The 16,385-nt window shown below is 55.9% G+C and carries 13 protein-coding genes and 1 pseudogene; 5 read left to right on the top strand and 9 right to left on the bottom strand.

The features are described from left to right. Positions 1-40: 40 nt before the first annotated feature. From glpC to glpA, 3 genes are read right to left on the bottom strand one after another with little or no spacing between them, the layout of a single operon-like run. Positions 41-1,240, bottom strand: a complete 1,200-nt coding sequence (gene glpC / locus N6G83_RS40640; RefSeq protein ID WP_021181516.1) for an anaerobic glycerol-3-phosphate dehydrogenase subunit GlpC — start codon at positions 1,238-1,240, stop codon at positions 41-43. Continuing rightward, the gene (gene glpB / locus N6G83_RS40645) at positions 1,237-2,508 is read right to left on the bottom strand and encodes a glycerol-3-phosphate dehydrogenase subunit GlpB (protein ID WP_211135170.1); all 1,272 of its coding nucleotides are present in this window, start codon (positions 2,506-2,508) and stop codon (positions 1,237-1,239) included. The genes glpC and glpB overlap by 4 nt, the downstream gene beginning before the upstream one ends. Next, a complete protein-coding gene (gene glpA, locus N6G83_RS40650; RefSeq protein WP_211135162.1) occupies positions 2,498-4,147 on the bottom strand; it encodes an anaerobic glycerol-3-phosphate dehydrogenase subunit A in 1,650 nt (549 codons plus the stop codon). The genes glpB and glpA overlap by 11 nt, the downstream gene beginning before the upstream one ends. Before the next feature lie 361 nt (positions 4,148-4,508). Here glpA and glpT point away from each other — a divergent pair, with 361 nt between their 5' ends. Together glpT and glpQ are read left to right on the top strand one after the other, a co-directional pair. Then, positions 4,509-5,861, top strand: a complete 1,353-nt coding sequence (glpT, locus tag N6G83_RS40655; RefSeq protein ID WP_024484654.1) for a glycerol-3-phosphate transporter — start codon at positions 4,509-4,511, stop codon at positions 5,859-5,861. A gap of 104 nt (positions 5,862-5,965) precedes the next feature. Continuing rightward, positions 5,966-7,045: a glycerophosphodiester phosphodiesterase gene (glpQ, locus tag N6G83_RS40660; RefSeq protein WP_024529558.1), complete on the top strand. Its 1,080-nt coding sequence runs from the start codon at positions 5,966-5,968 to the stop codon at positions 7,043-7,045. 123 nt (positions 7,046-7,168) lie between these two features. On the opposite strand, the gene N6G83_RS40665 is transcribed toward glpQ, so the two are convergent. Then, positions 7,169-8,071, bottom strand: coding sequence for a LysR family transcriptional regulator (locus N6G83_RS40665; protein ID WP_074030112.1), 903 nt, complete (start codon positions 8,069-8,071; stop codon positions 7,169-7,171). A gap of 430 nt (positions 8,072-8,501) precedes the next feature. Between N6G83_RS40665 and budA the strand changes: the two genes are divergently transcribed. Together budA and alsS are read left to right on the top strand one after the other, a co-directional pair. After that, the gene (gene budA / locus N6G83_RS40670; RefSeq protein ID WP_211135164.1) at positions 8,502-9,281 is read left to right on the top strand and encodes an acetolactate decarboxylase; all 780 of its coding nucleotides are present in this window, start codon (positions 8,502-8,504) and stop codon (positions 9,279-9,281) included. A 28-nt stretch (positions 9,282-9,309) separates the two neighbouring features. Beyond that, the gene (gene alsS / locus N6G83_RS40675) at positions 9,310-10,989 is read left to right on the top strand and encodes an acetolactate synthase AlsS (RefSeq protein ID WP_199061518.1); all 1,680 of its coding nucleotides are present in this window, start codon (positions 9,310-9,312) and stop codon (positions 10,987-10,989) included. A 37-nt stretch (positions 10,990-11,026) separates the two neighbouring features. On the opposite strand, the pseudogene N6G83_RS40680 reads toward alsS, so the two are convergent. The 3 genes and pseudogenes from N6G83_RS40680 to pldB all read right to left on the bottom strand — a co-directional run. Beyond that, positions 11,027-11,199: pseudogene (locus N6G83_RS40680) on the bottom strand (IS6 family transposase); the annotation flags it as partial. Between the two features lie 62 nt (positions 11,200-11,261). After that, a complete protein-coding gene (gene yigL, locus N6G83_RS40685; RefSeq protein WP_024529546.1) occupies positions 11,262-12,062 on the bottom strand; it encodes a sugar/pyridoxal phosphate phosphatase YigL in 801 nt (266 codons plus the stop codon). A gap of 11 nt (positions 12,063-12,073) precedes the next feature. After that, positions 12,074-13,111: a lysophospholipase L2 gene (pldB, locus tag N6G83_RS40690; RefSeq protein WP_211135166.1), complete on the bottom strand. Its 1,038-nt coding sequence runs from the start codon at positions 13,109-13,111 to the stop codon at positions 12,074-12,076. Positions 13,112-13,216: 105 nt separating this feature from the next. Here pldB and rhtB point away from each other — a divergent pair, with 105 nt between their 5' ends. After that, positions 13,217-13,837, top strand: a complete 621-nt coding sequence (gene rhtB, locus N6G83_RS40695) for a homoserine/homoserine lactone efflux protein (RefSeq protein ID WP_021181524.1) — start codon at positions 13,217-13,219, stop codon at positions 13,835-13,837. A gap of 33 nt (positions 13,838-13,870) precedes the next feature. On the opposite strand, the gene rhtC is transcribed toward rhtB, so the two are convergent. Continuing rightward, positions 13,871-14,497: a threonine export protein RhtC gene (gene rhtC / locus N6G83_RS40700; protein WP_024529543.1), complete on the bottom strand. Its 627-nt coding sequence runs from the start codon at positions 14,495-14,497 to the stop codon at positions 13,871-13,873. A 12-nt stretch (positions 14,498-14,509) separates the two neighbouring features. Continuing rightward, complete coding sequence (recQ, locus tag N6G83_RS40705; RefSeq protein WP_024529542.1) at positions 14,510-16,342, bottom strand: ATP-dependent DNA helicase RecQ; 1,833 nt, start codon at positions 16,340-16,342, stop codon at positions 14,510-14,512. Between the last annotated feature and the right edge of the window lie 43 nt (positions 16,343-16,385).

Below are 16,385 nucleotides of genomic sequence, written 5' to 3' on the forward strand. Positions count from 1 at the left end.
GTCACCGCAGTGGGCCAGCATGCTGGCCCGTTTTAATGCGCTACGCCAATGCCTGTGCTAACAGGGTGATCGGATGTTCACAGCGCTTGCTGGTGGACATCTCGATCTGCCATTTGCAGGTTTCACAGTCAGTGATCACCATGTCCACCCCGCTCGCTTCAATCTGGCGAAATAGCGAGGCACCAATGCCTTGCGAGGTTTCATAGTTTTCCGACTTGAAGCCGTAAGTCCCGGCGATACCGCAGCACTGCGAGTCCAGCACCACCAGCTCCAGCCCTGGGATCTGCCGCAATAGCTCCAGCGTATAGGCCGTCCAGCCCATTTTCTCCATATGACACGGCGTGTGATAAGCCACCCGCAGCGGCGTCTGTTTGAGCGGCAAGGTGCGCCCTTGGCTGATCAGACGATAGAGATAACGCGTAGCCAGCTCAACCCGTTCGCGCACCGCCGAGGTGTCCACCTCCAACAAATGCGGGTACTCATCACGCAGGGTAAACGTGCAGCTCGACGAAGTAGCCACCACCGGTATACCTTTGGTCAGGACCGCATCATGCAGTGATTCCGCATTCACTTTGGCCTGCTTCTTCGCCTGCGCAATAAAGCCGTTGGCGATCAGCGGTACGCCACAGCATTTCTCACGCTTGAGCAGTTGCACGCCGATATCCATGGCGTTAAACACCTTGATCAGGTCTTTACCAAGCTGCGGATGGTTGTAATTAACAAAGCAACCGTGGAAAAACGCCACTTGCTCGGCATAGCGCTGCTGCTGTTCCGCCTGCTGGCGATACCAACGGCGGAAGGTGCCAAACGAGTATTTCGGCAGTTCACGCCGATGGTCGATCTTCAGCGCCTTATCCAACAGCTTGCGCACCGGCTTCAGGCCGGTAGTCGCGTTAACGATCGGCGCAAACGGCGTCGATAGGGTGCCCATGATGTCGGTATGACTGAGGATGGCGTCGCGCAGCGTCGGTTTGCTTTGGCTGAAATTGGCCCGGGCACGTTGGATAATATCGCCGATTTTAACGTCGGAAGGGCAAGCCACCTCACAGCGCTTGCAGTTGGTACAATACTTCAACGCTTCGTCGTAAAGCGCCGGATCTTTCAGCCGCAGGCGTTCCCCATCCGGCCCGGCCTGTTTTGGCCCTGGATAGAGCGGGTTAGCCTTGGCGACCGGGCAATAGGTGGTGCAGACGGTGCATTTGATGCAGCTCTCGAAGCTGTTGTCTGGTAACAGGCTCATGCTGAAACCTCCTGTGACAGGATCTGTTGGGCAACGTGCAGCGCACCGAGCAGCGAAACCCCGGCACCACAGCCCTGCTGCAACGGATCGTAACCGCCAACCACGGCACCGATAGCATACAGATTGGTCATCACCTCCCCCTGTTTTAACGCCCGCAGCGCGGCATCGGTCTGAACCCCAAATTGCAGGTACGGCTGCGGAGCAAACAGATTGGCATCGCTCCAGTCGGCGCGTTCGGCTTTGCTGTACACGTCGAGGCCAAATACTGGCTCACGAATGCCGTCAAAAGCGGCCACCAGGCCGTTGCTGAAGAAGCTGCCGCTGGCCAATATCACCTGCTGCGCCCGCAGCGGAATGTCGGTGTGATTGCGGGTATACAGACCGGTGACACGCTGCCCGTCGACGCTGGCACGCAACACGCTATCCCCCGGCATAAACACCCCACCCAGTTGCTGCAAGCGCTGGCGCAATGCCTGATGCAGCCGCATACCAAGCACGGAAGGTGGCAGCGTGGGTAACAGATAAACGGGCTTACCGACCAACCGGCGCAACGTCATCAAGGGTTCATCATCCTCTAACCCCAGGCAGGCTGGCAGCAAGATGGCCTCTGCCTCACCTGCCTGGCGTGTAATCTCTTCCGCCAGCAGGGCTAGATGTTCTGGCAGATCCAGTACGCGGGCAATATTCACCGCGCGGAACTCGCTAGGGTTATTACGTAAGCGATCCAACACTGGCAGATGCAAAAATGCCACTTCTGCCTTGAGGCCCTGCTCCTGAATCAATGAGCTGGCCGCCATCTGCGGTTGGAAATCCAGAAAGCCTTCAATCCCTAGTACGGCGATATTCCGCCACGGCAACTTCCCATCCAAGGGAGAGACAGGGATCGCCAGGGGGCTGAGCCAGGTGCCACGGCGGGTCCCGAGGGGGGTCACGCGTAGATGGTTTTGGCTGCTATCGCCCTGCATCTGCCACCCGCAACGCTGTAGCAATTGCTCGGCTTGCGTTGCCAGCGCGGCCACCTGTGTGGCCCCCATCAGGCTATATGGATGCTGTGGAGCCTGTTGCGCCAGTTCGTGCAAGGCAGACAGAGGCGACGCCACCGGCGTCCCATCGGGCAGATGGGCCAGCAGATCGAGCGAGCCGGAAGAAAAATAGAGCGCGCTTTGGCCAGAACTGACTACTGCGCAGCGTTTGCCATGCTCGGCTAAACGGATAGCACAGCTCAACCCGGCCAAACCACCACCAATCACCACCGCATCAAATTGCATCATCCGCCTCCTGCTTAGCGTCACCCTGCGCATCTAACCCGCATAACCCTTGATATACCCAACTGGTGAATTCGCTCTCCCGCAGGGCATCGCCCCAGGCGATAGGCCGCACGCCTTTCCAGCGTTCATTGAGGAAATGGGACAGTTGGGTGATGGATTGCTGCGGCGTCACCACGTTAAACCGCGTCAACAAACCTGCAGCACGGCAGGCACACAGCTCACCTTGGCAGGTCCCCATCCCAACGCGGGTGCGGCGGCGCAGATCGACCAGATTGTTGACGGTCAGAGAATCCACCGCGTAACGTACCTCACCGGCGGTCACCGCTTCACACTCACACACCAGGCTGTTGTCCAGCCGGTTGCCAGAAGGGACCAGGCTGGCACGATCGCCATGGCGGTACACTGCCGAACCCCGGATGCTGGCAGGCAGTGAAACCACGCTGCGCACCGTCTCTTCGGCGCTCTGGCGGGAGCCGGGCAACGCCACTTCCGCCGTGGTGCAAGGGCTGTCGATGCCCAGCTTGGTGCAGACCAAATCGGTGGCCCATTCGGCCATCAGCCGGTAAGTCATCAGCTTGCCGCCGGTAATGGTGATAAAACCCTCCAACCCATCGCGCGCCGCATGGTCGAGCAGCACGATGCCGCGGCTGACGTTGCGCCCAGAAGGGTCGTCGTCGCTGGCGACCAGTGGCCGCACGCCCGCATAGGCACGCAGAATGCGCGTTTGCGCCAGTTTCGGGGCCAGCAGCGTGCCTTCGCGGATTAATATATCCACTTCCTGTGGCGTCACCACCATGTTGTCAATCTGGTCGTACTCGATATGAGTGGAGGTGGTACCAATCAGCGAGATGGTATCACCAGGTACCAGAATGTCGGCATCCGCCGGTTTACGGCAGCGGTTAATCACCATGTTATTGATGCGATGGCCCAGGATCAGCAACGCCCCTTTGGCAGGGAACATGCGGATGCGCAGATCGGCATACTCGGCAATTTGCTGGCCCCAGATCCCGGCGGCATTGACCACCACCTGAGCATGAATATCGTACTGCTGTGCAACCTGATGATCGAAAACGCGCACGCCCGTCACGCGATCGCCAGTACGCAACAAACCGGTAACCTGATGATAGGTGAGGATTTGTGCGCCATGTTCACGCGCATCAAGCATGTTGGCCGCCGTTAAGCGGAAAGGATCGACGGTGCCATCCGGCACTCGCACCGCGCCGATCAGCGCCGGGTTAGCCGCAGGCTCCAGGCGTAATGCCAGCGCGGGGTCAATGGCTTCGGCCTCAATGCCAGCGCTGCGACAGGCAGTAATAAACTGCTGCTGAAAGGCAAATGAGTCCTGAGGCAAAGTAATGAACAGGCCGTCGGTACGTTCGATGCAGTGGTGTGCAATGCGCTTGAGGATGCGGTTTTCTTCAATACACTCGCGTGCCGATTCGCCGTCGGTGACCGAATAGCGCGCCCCGCTGTGCAACAACCCGTGGTTGCGGCCAGTCGCGCCAGTGGCGATGTCATGCCTTTCCAGTAAAACGCAACGCAGACCGCGCCGCGCGCAGTCACGGGCAATCCCCGCGCCGGTAGCGCCGCCGCCAATGATGATCACGTCCGTTTCGGTGATTGGTGAGTTGTTGCTCATCACGCCCCCTGAGCCTGTAGTTATGCGTTTATTTAGCCACAGTCAGTAGGGTTTTTGTTTGATAAGGAACAATAACGAACAGAAAACGAAAATAATATGGCCATAAAAAGCCATGAATGTGACAAACATCACGTATTTGTGCTATTTAGCCATTCCAAAATGTTAACCGATCACTCAAAATTCGCCACAGTTTCATAAAAGTGTAACAAATGAGCCATCCATCACGGTGTGACCGGGGGGTTTTCTCTAGCATTGCGCTCGTTATGGAACATTTAACAACACTTCAGGTATCCGCAAGCTCATCTTCAGGACAGCCGTTTCCTGTTGAGGCAATAAACAGATAAAGCCATCGGAGGCGCTCATGTTGAGTATTTTTAAGCCAGCTGCACACATTTCTCGTGTGCCAGTCGACAAGGTAGACCCGCTCTACCGTAAGCTGCGCTGGCAGATTTTTATGGGGATCTTTTTCGGTTACGCCGCCTACTATCTGGTGCGTAAAAACTTCACCCTGGCGATGCCGTATCTGATCGATCAGGGCTTCAGCCGTGGTGACCTGGGCTTTGCGCTGTCAGGGATTTCCATCGCCTACGGTTTCTCCAAGTTCATCATGGGGTCGGTTTCTGACCGTTCCAACCCGCGTGTATTCCTACCCGCCGGCCTGATCCTGGCTGCTGCCGTCATGCTGTTTATGGGCTTTGTGCCTTGGGCTACCTCCAGCATTGCCGTGATGTTCGTGCTGCTGTTCCTGTGTGGTTGGTTCCAGGGTATGGGTTGGCCGCCTTGTGGCCGTACCATGGTGCACTGGTGGTCACAGAAAGAGCGTGGCGGTATTGTTTCGGTATGGAACTGTGCGCACAACGTCGGTGGTGGCCTGCCCCCACTGCTGTTCCTGCTGGGTATGGCCTGGTTTAACGACTGGCATGCGGCGCTGTATATGCCTGCCTTCGGTGCGATCCTGGTGGCCCTGATCGCTTTCGCCTTGATGCGTGACACCCCGCAATCTGTTGGTTTGCCACCGATTGAAGAATACAAAAACGACTATCCGGATGATTACAGCGAAGAAGCAGAAGAAGAGCTGACTGCCAAGCAGATCTTCATGCAGTACGTGCTGCCAAACAAACTGCTGTGGTACATCGCGATCGCCAACGTGTTCGTGTATCTGCTGCGCTACGGCATCCTGGACTGGTCACCAACCTACCTGAAAGAAGTGAAACACTTCGCGCTGGATAAGTCCTCCTGGGCCTACTTCCTGTACGAATACGCCGGTATCCCAGGCACCCTGCTGTGCGGCTGGATGTCGGACAAGGTGTTTAAAGGCAACCGTGGCGCCACCGGGGTGTTCTTCATGGTTCTGGTGACCATCGCCACCATCGTTTACTGGTTGAACCCGGTGGGTAACCCAGGCATCGATATGGCCTGTATGATCACCATCGGCTTCCTGATCTATGGCCCAGTCATGCTGATCGGCCTACACGCGCTGGAACTGGCACCGAAGAAAGCGGCAGGTACCGCCGCAGGCTTTACCGGCCTGTTCGGTTACCTGGGCGGTTCGGTCGCAGCCAGCGCCATCGTCGGCTATACCGTTGACTACTTCGGTTGGGACGGCGGCTTTATGGTGATGATCGGCGGCAGCATCGGTGCGGTGATCCTGCTGGTGCTGACCATGATCAGCGAGAAGAAACACCACGCAGAAATCGCGGCCAAACGCGGTTAAAAGCTAAGCGGGCGCAGCATGCAGCGCCCCTACCTACCCTTTATCGTCAATCTAAGGCCGCGCTGCGGCCTTTTTCTTACCTCTACAACATGGAGCAACACAGAATGCGGACTCAAACCAAAGCCCTGCTGACAGGGATCATTCTTGCCACTTCAATGCTCAGTGCCGCCCAAGCTGCAGATAAAGTGGTTATCGCTCACCGCGGTGCCAGTGGCTATCTGCCGGAGCATACGTTACCGGCCAAGGCGATGGCCTACGCGCAGGGTGCCGACTTCCTTGAGCAAGATCTGGTGATGACCAAAGACAACGAGCTGGTGGTGTTGCACGACCACTATCTGGATCGCGTCACCGACGTTGCCGAGCGCTTCCCCGACCGGGCGCGTAAAGATGGCCGCTACTACGCCATCGACTTTACGCTGCCTGAGATCAAATCGCTGAAGTTCACCGAAGGCTTTGATATCAAAGACGGTAAGCAGGTGCAAAGCTACCCAGGCCGCTTCCCGATGGGCAAATCCGACTTCCGCGTCCACACCTTCCAGGAAGAGATCGAGTTCGTACAGGGTCTCAACCATTCAACCGGCAAGAACATCGGCCTTTACCCGGAAATCAAGGCCCCCTGGTTCCATCAGCAGGAAGGAAAAGACATCTCCACCAGGGTGCTGGAAGTCCTTAAGCAATACGGCTACACCAGCAAGAGCGATAACGTCTATCTGCAGTGTTTTGATGCCAACGAGCTGAAACGCATCAAGGATCAGCTGGAACCCAAGATGGGGATGGATCTGAAGCTGGTGCAGCTGATTGCCTACACCGACTGGAACGAAACCTACGAGCAGAAGGCCGACGGCAAGTGGGTCAACTATGACTACGACTGGATGTTCAAACCGGGCGCGATGAAAAAGATCGCCCAGTATGCCGACGGCATCGGGCCTGACTATCATATGCTGATCGTCGAAGAAAAATCCAAACCGAACCAGATCGTGTTGACCGATATGGTCAAGGACGCTCATGCCAGCAATATGGCGGTGCACCCTTACACCATTCGTGCCGATAAGCTGCCGAAATACGTCACCGACGTGAACCAACTGTTCGACGCGATTTACAATCAGGCGGGCGTTGACGGCGTGTTTACCGACTTCCCGGACAAGGGCGTACAGTTCCTGCAAAAGCAGGGGCAACATAAGTAACGACGACTCCCCACCGGGTTACCCCGGTGGGGATCAGAACCAAGCCTGCCGTAACAGCAAAGCAACCACATAAATGCCGATACCAGAGGCTGAACCGGGATTGAAAAGCTCGATTGAGCCACGTCATTGCCAGCTTGGAGGTTGACCAATACGCTCAGTAAGCAAACTTATAAAAACGCTCAATTTGGCCGAGATTCTGGCTACTGGGCGCAACAGATAGATCCCTTGTTCCTCGCCGCGTGGATCTGCCAGCAGAGGCAACAAACTTCCTGCCTGAATATCCGGTCCTACCACCCAGTTAGGCAAGAAAGCGATGCCTAATCCGAGTAATGCCGCTTGCCGCTGTGCCGAGAAATCATCACAGCGCAGCACCATCTTGCACTGATTCATCAGAGGTTCACTGAGGATTTGCGCCCAGCAAGCGGGTTGCTGTTTGTGATAGCGAGCGATCAACTGATGATCACGTAACTCCTGTAGGTTGGCCGGTATCCCATTGTGAACGATATAGTCCGGGCTGGCACACATGAACCAGCGCTGGGTGGCGATGCGGGTTGCGTACAGTGAACTGTCTTTCTGCTCGCCGATACGGATGGCGGCGTCCAGCAATTCTTGTTTCGGATCGGTCTGGCGCTCGGTGAGATCCAACTCAACTGCCAACCTTGGATAACGCTGGATTAGCACCGGCAACAGCGGCAACAGATAGGTTTTACCGAAGGTGGGCAAGCAACTGATACGCAGCACGCCTTGCGGAGTCTCGTTTTGTGCTGCCAGTTCGGCGCGGATGTCGATGATTTGCGTCAGCAACAGTGTGGCACGCTTTTTCAGCATTTCACCAGCATCGGTCAGCACCAGGCCGCGAGTTGAGCGCACAAACAGCATGACCCCAAGCTCACCTTCCAGCGTATCGATATGCCGCACCAATGAAGAAGGCACCATACCCAGTTTGCGTGCGGCGGCAGAGAAACTACCCAATTGGGCAACATCGAGAAAGATCGGCAAATGTTCGGCATAGCGTGCGTCATTCATCTTTGCATTATATGCAAAAGCATTACTTATGAATACTCGGTTCTCTACCGGCTGAGTTAGCGCTACTCTACTTCCAGAGTGAGTCAGCGATATCGTGCTAATAATATTCAATTATCAATATAAAAAACCTTAATTTATCTTTATAAAACTTAAAATTTGAAATTAGATAGTTAATTCATCTGCTTCATGCATTTTAAAATCAATACCACATTAATCGTAAACGTGGTGTGGCGCGGTTAAAATCATTAGCAGGTCTTTGTTTTACCTAGACTCTGGTTGAGTCCGGCGCGTTGCCTGTTTGTATCACTGTTTTTTGCCGTTGCCAGCTGAAGGGGTCTCAGTGAGCACTTTAGCAGCGGCAGGTTTGCTCATGTTCTTGAGCATTTATACGCATCGCACCTTAGGTGCCGTGCGGGTGGAGGAGGTGGTAATGAATGAAAATCATGGCTGTTCATGTGCGCAGCAGCTGGCGAAAGGTTTTGCCAGGCAAGCGCTGGATTGTGGTCAGGGGGAAATTTATCAGACCTCATTGATGAGCGCCTTGCTTGATGGTGTTTACGAAGGGGATGTCACTATCGCCGAGTTGCTCAAGCACGGTAACTTCGGCTTGGGAACCTTCAACCATCTTGATGGCGAACTGATCGCTTTTGATCGGGAAGTTCATCAGTTGCGTGCAGATGGCAGCGCCCGTGCGGCCAGTTTGCAACAAAGAACGCCGTTCGCGGTGGTCACTTTTTTTCAGCCGAGTGTGACGCTAAAGATTGAAAAACCGATCTGCAAAGCCGACCTGCACCGGTGCATCGACCAGAAGGTAGCTTCACCTAATCTATTCTGTGCGTTACGGGTTGATGGTCTGTTCAGCCATGTGGAAACCCGGACCGTACCGCGGCAAGAGCGGCCCTACAAACCGATGCTGGAAGCGATCGAATCGCAGCCGACCTTTGCATTTCAGCAACGCAGCGGCACATTGGTGGGATTCCGCTCACCTGATTATATGCAGGGCATCAGTGTTGCGGGTTACCACGAACACTTTATCACTGACGATCGCATCGGTGGGGGTCATGTCCTGGATTATCAGCTCGATCATGGCCGTCTGCAGTTTGGCGTGATCGCTCGTCTCAATCTTCAATTGCCGCACGATGCGGATTTCCTGTGCGCCGACCTCTGTCCAGAGGATTTGGATTGCGCCATTCGTTCTGCCGAGGGTTAATCGGCGTCGTTTTTTCAGGAGGTGGATTATGGTTGGTTCAGACAATCACTGGCGGTGTGGTGCAGATTTGGTGGTTAAAAATCTGCACGCGCAGGGCGTGAAACAGGTATTTGGTATTCCCGGGGCTAAAATAGATCGCGTGTTCGATGCGTTGGAAGATGAACCTGAGATAAAAACCGTGGTGGTACGTCACGAAGCCAACGCGGCATTTATGGCGGCAGCAGTTGGCCGCTTGACCGGCAAGGCAGGAGTCGCACTGGTGACCTCCGGGCCTGGCAGCTCTAACCTGATCACCGGGCTGGCCACCGCGACCTCCGAAGGGGATGCGGTGGTGGCCTTGGGCGGGGCGGTGAAACGTGCTGACAACCTTAAGCAAACACACCAGAGCATGGATACCGTCAGCATGTTCCGGCCAGTAACCAAATATTGTGCCGAGGTACATACCGGTTCCGCCATTTCAGAAGTGATGGCCAATGCGTTCCGCAGTGCTGAATTTGGCCGTCCTGGGGCTGCGTTTATCAGCTTGCCGATGGATATCATCAATGAACCGGTTACGGCACCGGTGCTGACCGGAGGCCGCTCACCCCGTCTGGGGGCCGCTTCAACTGAGGACATTCACGAAGCGCTTAAACTGATCCAGCAGGCGAAATGTCCGGTACTGTTGCTGGGGCTGCAAGCCAGCCGCCCGGAAAATAGTGCCGCAATACGCCATTTGTTACAGCGTACGCATATGCCGGTGGTAGGAACCTATCAGGCCGCCGGAGTGATTGATGCAAATGATTTTTCCCGCTTTGCTGGCCGCGTCGGGTTATTTAACAATCAGCCTGCCGACCAACTGTTGCAAAAAGCCGATCTGGTGGTCAGTGTGGGCTATAGCCCGATCGAATACGATCCCTGCATGTGGAACAGCCAAAGGCGGTTGATGCTGGTACATATCGATGTACAACCGGCCGAAATTGATACCTGTTACCGCCCAGATGTGGAGCTGGTCGGTAATATCAACGCCACTATCAATTTGCTGACCGAAGGTTTCAGCAATGTGATCGGTATGCCTGCCGAGGTGGAACTGATCTTATCCGATCTCGGCCTGCAGCGCGCGGAGCTGGCAGAGCGTGCTGCACGCCGTGGCGGTATGCCGATTCACCCGTTGCGCATCGTCAAGGAACTGCAGGATATCGTCAGCGATGACGTGACGCTATGTGTGGATATGGGGAGCTTCCATATCTGGATCGCTCGCTATTTGTATAGCTTCCGCGCCCGCCAACTCCTGATCTCCAATGGCCAGCAGACCATGGGGGTTGCCCTGCCGTGGGCCATTGGTGCGGCGCTGGTCCGGCCGGGAGACAAAGTGTTATCCATCTCCGGCGATGGAGGATTTATGCAGTCGAGCATGGAGTTGGAAACCGCGGTGCGGCTGAAAGCCAATATTGTGCATGTGATTTGGGTAGATAATGCCTACAACATGGTGGAAATGCAGGAGGTGAGTAAATATCAACGCAAGTCTGGTGTAGAGTTTGGCCCGATTGATTTCAAAGCCTATGCAGAGGCATGCGGTGCAGTCGGGTTTGCGGTGCAATCAGTGGAGGAGTTGCGGCCTATGTTGCGTAAGGCTATGGAAATTCAGGGGCCGGTGGTGGTGGCAATCCCGGTAGATTATGCTGACAATTACAAACTGATGGCTCAAATGAACTTCAGCCAGATGATTTGATTCGGGCTAGGGAAAACGTTCCCTTCAGCTACTCCCCTTAGAGACTGAAAACGTCGTTCACCAGACGCACTTTCCCTTGGGGACCAAGGTTCAGCCTGGCCTTTACGTAACACACGCATGACCGCTATAAGCCGTCTTCATGGACTTGAAGCCTAACATCGGGTTGATTATCCGTTTCAGCTTACCGTGGTCACATTCAATCATGTTATTGTTGATGGAATGTGAGCCAGGTCGCTCGGTGGCGCAGCCGGTAAAGACTGCGCCCCAATCAGTTAAATCGAGTACATTTTACGCAGGTAATGAGGCACGGCGTCGTCAACGTTGGAGCCAATCACTTCCAGCTCCGGCAACTTGTCTTTCAGACGTTGCTGGGCATCCTGCATGATGCAGCCTTTCCCCGCCATCGACAGCATTTCCAAATCGTTCATGCCGTCGCCAAAGGCGATGCACTCTTTAAGCGAATAGCCGATGATCTTGGCGACTTCTTCCAACGCATGGCCTTTCGAGACGCCACCGGCCATCACCTCCAGGCAGGTTGGGAACGAGAAGCTGACGTTGACGCGATCGCCCCAGCGCGCGTTGATGGCATCTTCCAACGGCAGCAGTTTTTCATGATCGTCGCAGGTGAAATACACTTTGCACACGCCATCGGTTTCCAGCAAGCCCGGCTCAAACAGCTCATATTTAAAGATCGATTCCTGGAAAAATTCTTCCTGCTCCGGGCTTTCACGGTTCATGAACCAGTCGTCGTTGCGGTAGACGTTGGTCAGGATATCCTGGTTGTCGTGCATCATGTTGTACAGATCGCGGGCGATATCCTGATCCAGGTTGTGGCTGAAGATCAGCTCACCGGCGGTGTTATGTACCCGCGCACCGTTGGAGGTGATCATAAAAGCACTGATGCCGAGATTATCGCGGATCTGGGAAACGTCGATATGGTGGCGGCCGGTAGCGAAAACAAAGTGCACGCCCTGCTGCGTCAGCAGCTGCAGCGTTTCTTTGGCGTACGGTGTCAGGGTGTGCTCAGGGGACAGCAGAGTGCCATCTAAATCGGAAGCAACGACGTGATACATAGCGATATGTTCTAACCTCTAGTGGAATTTTCGGCGGCAGCAGTACCGCCTAAGTGCTGAGCAAAGAATCGCAGGATTGCGTTCAGTGCCTCGGCGCGCATCGCGTCCCGTTCGAACAGGATCTCATGGCGAGCGCCTTTGATAATCCACGGTTTTCCCCCTTCACAAGGGTGCCCCGCGTCTGACAGTGCCTGACAAAAAGCGCGCTGGGAACGGTTGTCGACCACCCGATCCTCACCGGCCTGCAATAATAAAATCGGCGTAGTGATGTTAGCAGCCTGGGCAATGATCTGCTGCCCGGCCTGAATACTTTCCTTGACCCAATGATAGGTTGGCCCACCTACCCGCAGTTCGGGATGATCGGCGTAATAACGCAGGTTGCGGCGATAACGCTCGCGGCTGTGGGTCAGCGTATTGACCACATAGGGCAATGGCCGCCACTGCCCGGTCCCAACCGCATAATAGTCACGCAACCCTGGGCGCTTTTCCGTCCAGTTCAAAATACCGTTGGCCATCCAGCCCGGCATTGGCAGATAAATGCCCAACATTGGCGCGCAGAGTGCGGCGGCGGCAAACGCCTGTGGCTCACGCGCCAGGAACTGCGCCAGTATCGCGCCCCCCATAGAGTGTGCCAGCGCGACGTGCTGCCGGTAACCCAAGGGTTTGACCTGCTGATGGTAAAACTGGGCAAAATCGTCCACGTAGTCGGCAAAGTTTACCACATGCCCCCGGTGCGTATCTGCCAGCATCCGCCCGGACAACCCTTGACCACGATGATCGATGATCATCACGTCATAACCGCTGTGAAACAGATCGTACGCCACTTCCGGGTACTTGATATAGCTTTCGATGCGCCCCGGGCTGATCACCACTACCCGCTGGTGCAGCGGGGAAGCAAAACGCACAAAGCGGATCGGTACGCCCCCGACGCCGGTGAACTCCCCTTCCTCGCGTCGCCGCCAAAAATCCAGCAGTGGCCCGGTCGCGAAGGCAGAGAACTGCTTTTCACGGTTTAACCATTGCGCGGGATCAAGGGTGAATGACGACATGGCCTACCTTTTAACGGGATGTTCAGAGAGGTAAATGTGATCTCTGGCACGGGAAATCATACTAGCGTATTGTGGCACAAATTGGTGTATTCAGGGAGCATTGCGATGACCTTAGACTGGTGGTTAACCTATCTGCTGACAACCCTTATCCTCAGTCTTTCCCCCGGTTCCGGTGCCATCAACACCATGAGTACCGGCATCAGCCACGGCTATCGCGGAGCGGCAGCGTCGATTGCGGGTCTGCAGGTAGGCCTGAGTATCCATATCGTGCTGGTGGGGATTGGCCTCGGCGCGGTGGTCTCCCAATCGCTGCTGGCCTTTGAACTACTGAAATGGTTTGGTGCGGCCTATCTGGTATGGCTGGGTATCCAGCAGTGGCGCGCCGCAGGCGCGTTGGATCTGCACACTCTGGCAGGCACCATGCCACGGCGCCGTCTGTTTCGCCGCGCGGTACTGGTGAATCTGACCAACCCCAAGAGCATCGTGTTTCTGGCAGCTCTGTTCCCGCAGTTCATCATGCCCAACCAGCCCCAGGCCGAGCAGTATGTCATTCTCGGCGTCACCACGGTGGTGATCGATATCCTGGTGATGATTGGTTACGCCACGCTGGCCACGCGCATTGCCGGTTGGTTAAAGACCCCGCGCCAAATGCAGCTGCTGAACCGGATTTTTGGCTCGCTGTTTATTCTGGTGGCGGGATTACTGGCAACGGCAAGAAAGGCATGATCGATTGGGCCGAAGCGTTCGGCCCGACGATCATTAACGGGTAAAAATCAGATGCAGGCCAAAACCGGTGAACAACACCCCGGCCAAACCGTCGATCCATTTCGCCATCCGCTGATAACCCCGGCGCATGGCGGGTAACGCGAAGATGATCGCCACCAGGGTGAACCAGATAAAGGTTTCACCGGTGATCAGAGCGAATAATCCCCAACGCGCTCCGGCCCCTACATCCTCACCGACAAACAGCGAGAATACGCTACCAAAGTAAATGACAGCCTTCGGGTTGGAAAGGTTGGTGAGCAAGCCACGGATAAAGCTGCGGCCCGGCTTGGGTAACGCCACCTTCACCTCTTCTGCCGGAGCAGTTTGCGCATTCTGGCTACGGGCGGAACGCAGCAGTTGCCAGCCCATCCAGCACAGATACAGGCCACCGCCCACCATGATGATCTGGTGCAGCCAGGCCATCTTTTGCAGGATCAGGTTCAGCCCCAGCAGCGCCACACCGGCCCAGACCATGACGCCGAGGGAGATCCCCACCACGCCCATCATCGCCTCGCGACGGGAACGACTGGCTGCGGTTTGCGAAACAAAAAAGAAGTCCGGCCCTGGGCTCATCAGTGCAATCAAATGCACCATCGCCACCGTTAAAAACAACATCAGCATGAGTGATTATCCTTATTCGTCGTCACCGTCGAGGTGAGCGCGGATCATCGCCATAAATGGCGCACCAAAACGTTCCAGCTTACGCTGCCCCACGCCGTTGACGCTCAACAGCTCGCTGGCCCTGATCGGCATCTGTTCGGCCATCTCAAGCAGCGTTGCGTCGTTGAACACCACGTACGGGGGGATGTTCTCTTCGTCGGCAATCGATTTACGCAGCTTGCGCAGTTTGGCAAACAGCTTGCGATCGTAATTGCCGCCGTAGGATTTCTGGTTGGCGCTGCTGCGTACCTTGAAGCTTTGAATACGCGGCACCGCCAGTTGTAGCACTACTTCACCACGCAGCACCGGGCGCGCGGCCTCGGTCAGTTGCAGCGCCGAATGCATCGCAATGTTCTGGGTGATAAAGCCCAGATGGATCAGTTGGCGCAGCACGCTGGTCCAGTGTTCGGTGGTCTGATCGCGGCCAATGCCGTACACCGGCAGCTTTTCGTGACCAAACTCCCGGATACGCTGGTTATTGGAGCCGCGTAGCACCTCCACCACATAGCCAATGCCGAAACGTTGCCCAACGCGACCAATCGCCGACAACGCCTTGCGGGCATCCTCCAGGCCGTCATAACGCTTGGGCGGGTCAAGGCAGATATCGCAGTTGCCACAGGCCTGCTGTTTGCCTTCACCGAAGTAGTTCAGCAGCACCAGACGGCGGCAGGTTTGTGCTTCGGCAAATGCCCCCATGGCATTGAGCTTATGACGTTCGATATCCAACTGCTGCCCCGCCGGTTTTTCTTCCAGGCAACGGCGTAACCAGGCCATATCCGCCGGGTCATACAGCAAGATCGCTTCCGCTGGCAGGCCATCACGCCCTGCACGACCAGTCTCCTGATAATAGGACTCGATGTTGCGCGGAATATCGAAGTGCACCACAAAACGCACGTTGGGTTTGTTGATGCCCATGCCGAAGGCCACGGTGGCGACCACCACCTGCAAGTCATCACGCTGGAAGGCTTCCTGCACTTGGGAGCGGCGTTCGTTGTCCAGCCCGGCGTGATAAGCCCCAACGCTCAACCCACGGCTTTGCAAACGTGCGGTGGTGTCTTCCACCTTGGCGCGGCTGTTGCAGTAAATAATGCCGCTTTTACCGCGCTGGTCCTGCACGAAGCGCCAAAGTTGATCGAGCGGTTTGAACTTCTCCACCAGCGTGTAGCGGATATTTGGGCGATCGAAGCTGCTGATCTGGATCAGCGGATCGTCTAGCGCCAACAGGCGAACGATATCCCCCCGCGTGGCTTCATCAGCGGTGGCCGTCAATGCCACTACCGGCATGGTCGGGAAGCGTTGCTTCAGTTGGCCCAGCGCACGGTATTCCGGGCGGAAGTCATGGCCCCACTGGGAAATACAGTGTGCCTCATCCACCGCCAGCATCACCGGCGGACAGTGATCCAACAGTTCGAGGAAGCTGTCCATCATCAGCCGTTCGGGGGCGATATACAGCATCTTGATCTGGCCGCTGCGACAGCCCGCCATCACCTCCAACTGCTGCTCCCGCGTTTGCGTCGAGTTATAGCAGGCGGCGGAAACGCCATAGGCCAAGAGCTGATCGACCTGATCTTTCATCAACGAAATCAGTGGGGATACCACCAGCGTCAGCCCATCCATCACCAGCGCCGGGATTTGATAGCACAGCGATTTACCTCCGCCGGTCGGCATCACCACCAGACAATCCTGGCCGCCGATAATTGCGTTGATAATCGTTTGTTGGCCCGGACGGAACTGCTGGTAGCCGAAGGTATCGCGTAATACCTGCTCTGCCAGCAACTCTCTGTTTATCACTGCTGCGGTTGACACACACTTCCCCATTTTTCTTTACGGCGGTGCCAATCTGGGCACC

This window comes from Serratia sp. PL7, assembly GCF_945957435.1.

Coding starts and splice junctions, on each gene's coding strand:
- glpC (WP_021181516.1), bottom strand. CDS start 1,240: ATGAGCCTGTTACCAGACAACAGCTTCGAGAGCTGCATCAAATGCACC.
- glpB (WP_211135170.1), bottom strand. CDS start 2,508: ATGCAATTTGATGCGGTGGTGATTGGTGGTGGTTTGGCCGGGTTGAGC.
- glpA (WP_211135162.1), bottom strand. CDS start 4,147: ATGAGCAACAACTCACCAATCACCGAAACGGACGTGATCATCATTGGC.
- glpT (WP_024484654.1), top strand. CDS start 4,509: ATGTTGAGTATTTTTAAGCCAGCTGCACACATTTCTCGTGTGCCAGTC.
- glpQ (WP_024529558.1), top strand. CDS start 5,966: ATGCGGACTCAAACCAAAGCCCTGCTGACAGGGATCATTCTTGCCACT.
- N6G83_RS40665 (WP_074030112.1), bottom strand. CDS start 8,071: ATGAATGACGCACGCTATGCCGAACATTTGCCGATCTTTCTCGATGTT.
- budA (WP_211135164.1), top strand. CDS start 8,502: ATGAATGAAAATCATGGCTGTTCATGTGCGCAGCAGCTGGCGAAAGGT.
- alsS (WP_199061518.1), top strand. CDS start 9,310: ATGGTTGGTTCAGACAATCACTGGCGGTGTGGTGCAGATTTGGTGGTT.
- yigL (WP_024529546.1), bottom strand. CDS start 12,062: ATGTATCACGTCGTTGCTTCCGATTTAGATGGCACTCTGCTGTCCCCT.
- pldB (WP_211135166.1), bottom strand. CDS start 13,111: ATGTCGTCATTCACCCTTGATCCCGCGCAATGGTTAAACCGTGAAAAG.
- rhtB (WP_021181524.1), top strand. CDS start 13,217: ATGACCTTAGACTGGTGGTTAACCTATCTGCTGACAACCCTTATCCTC.
- rhtC (WP_024529543.1), bottom strand. CDS start 14,497: ATGCTGATGTTGTTTTTAACGGTGGCGATGGTGCATTTGATTGCACTG.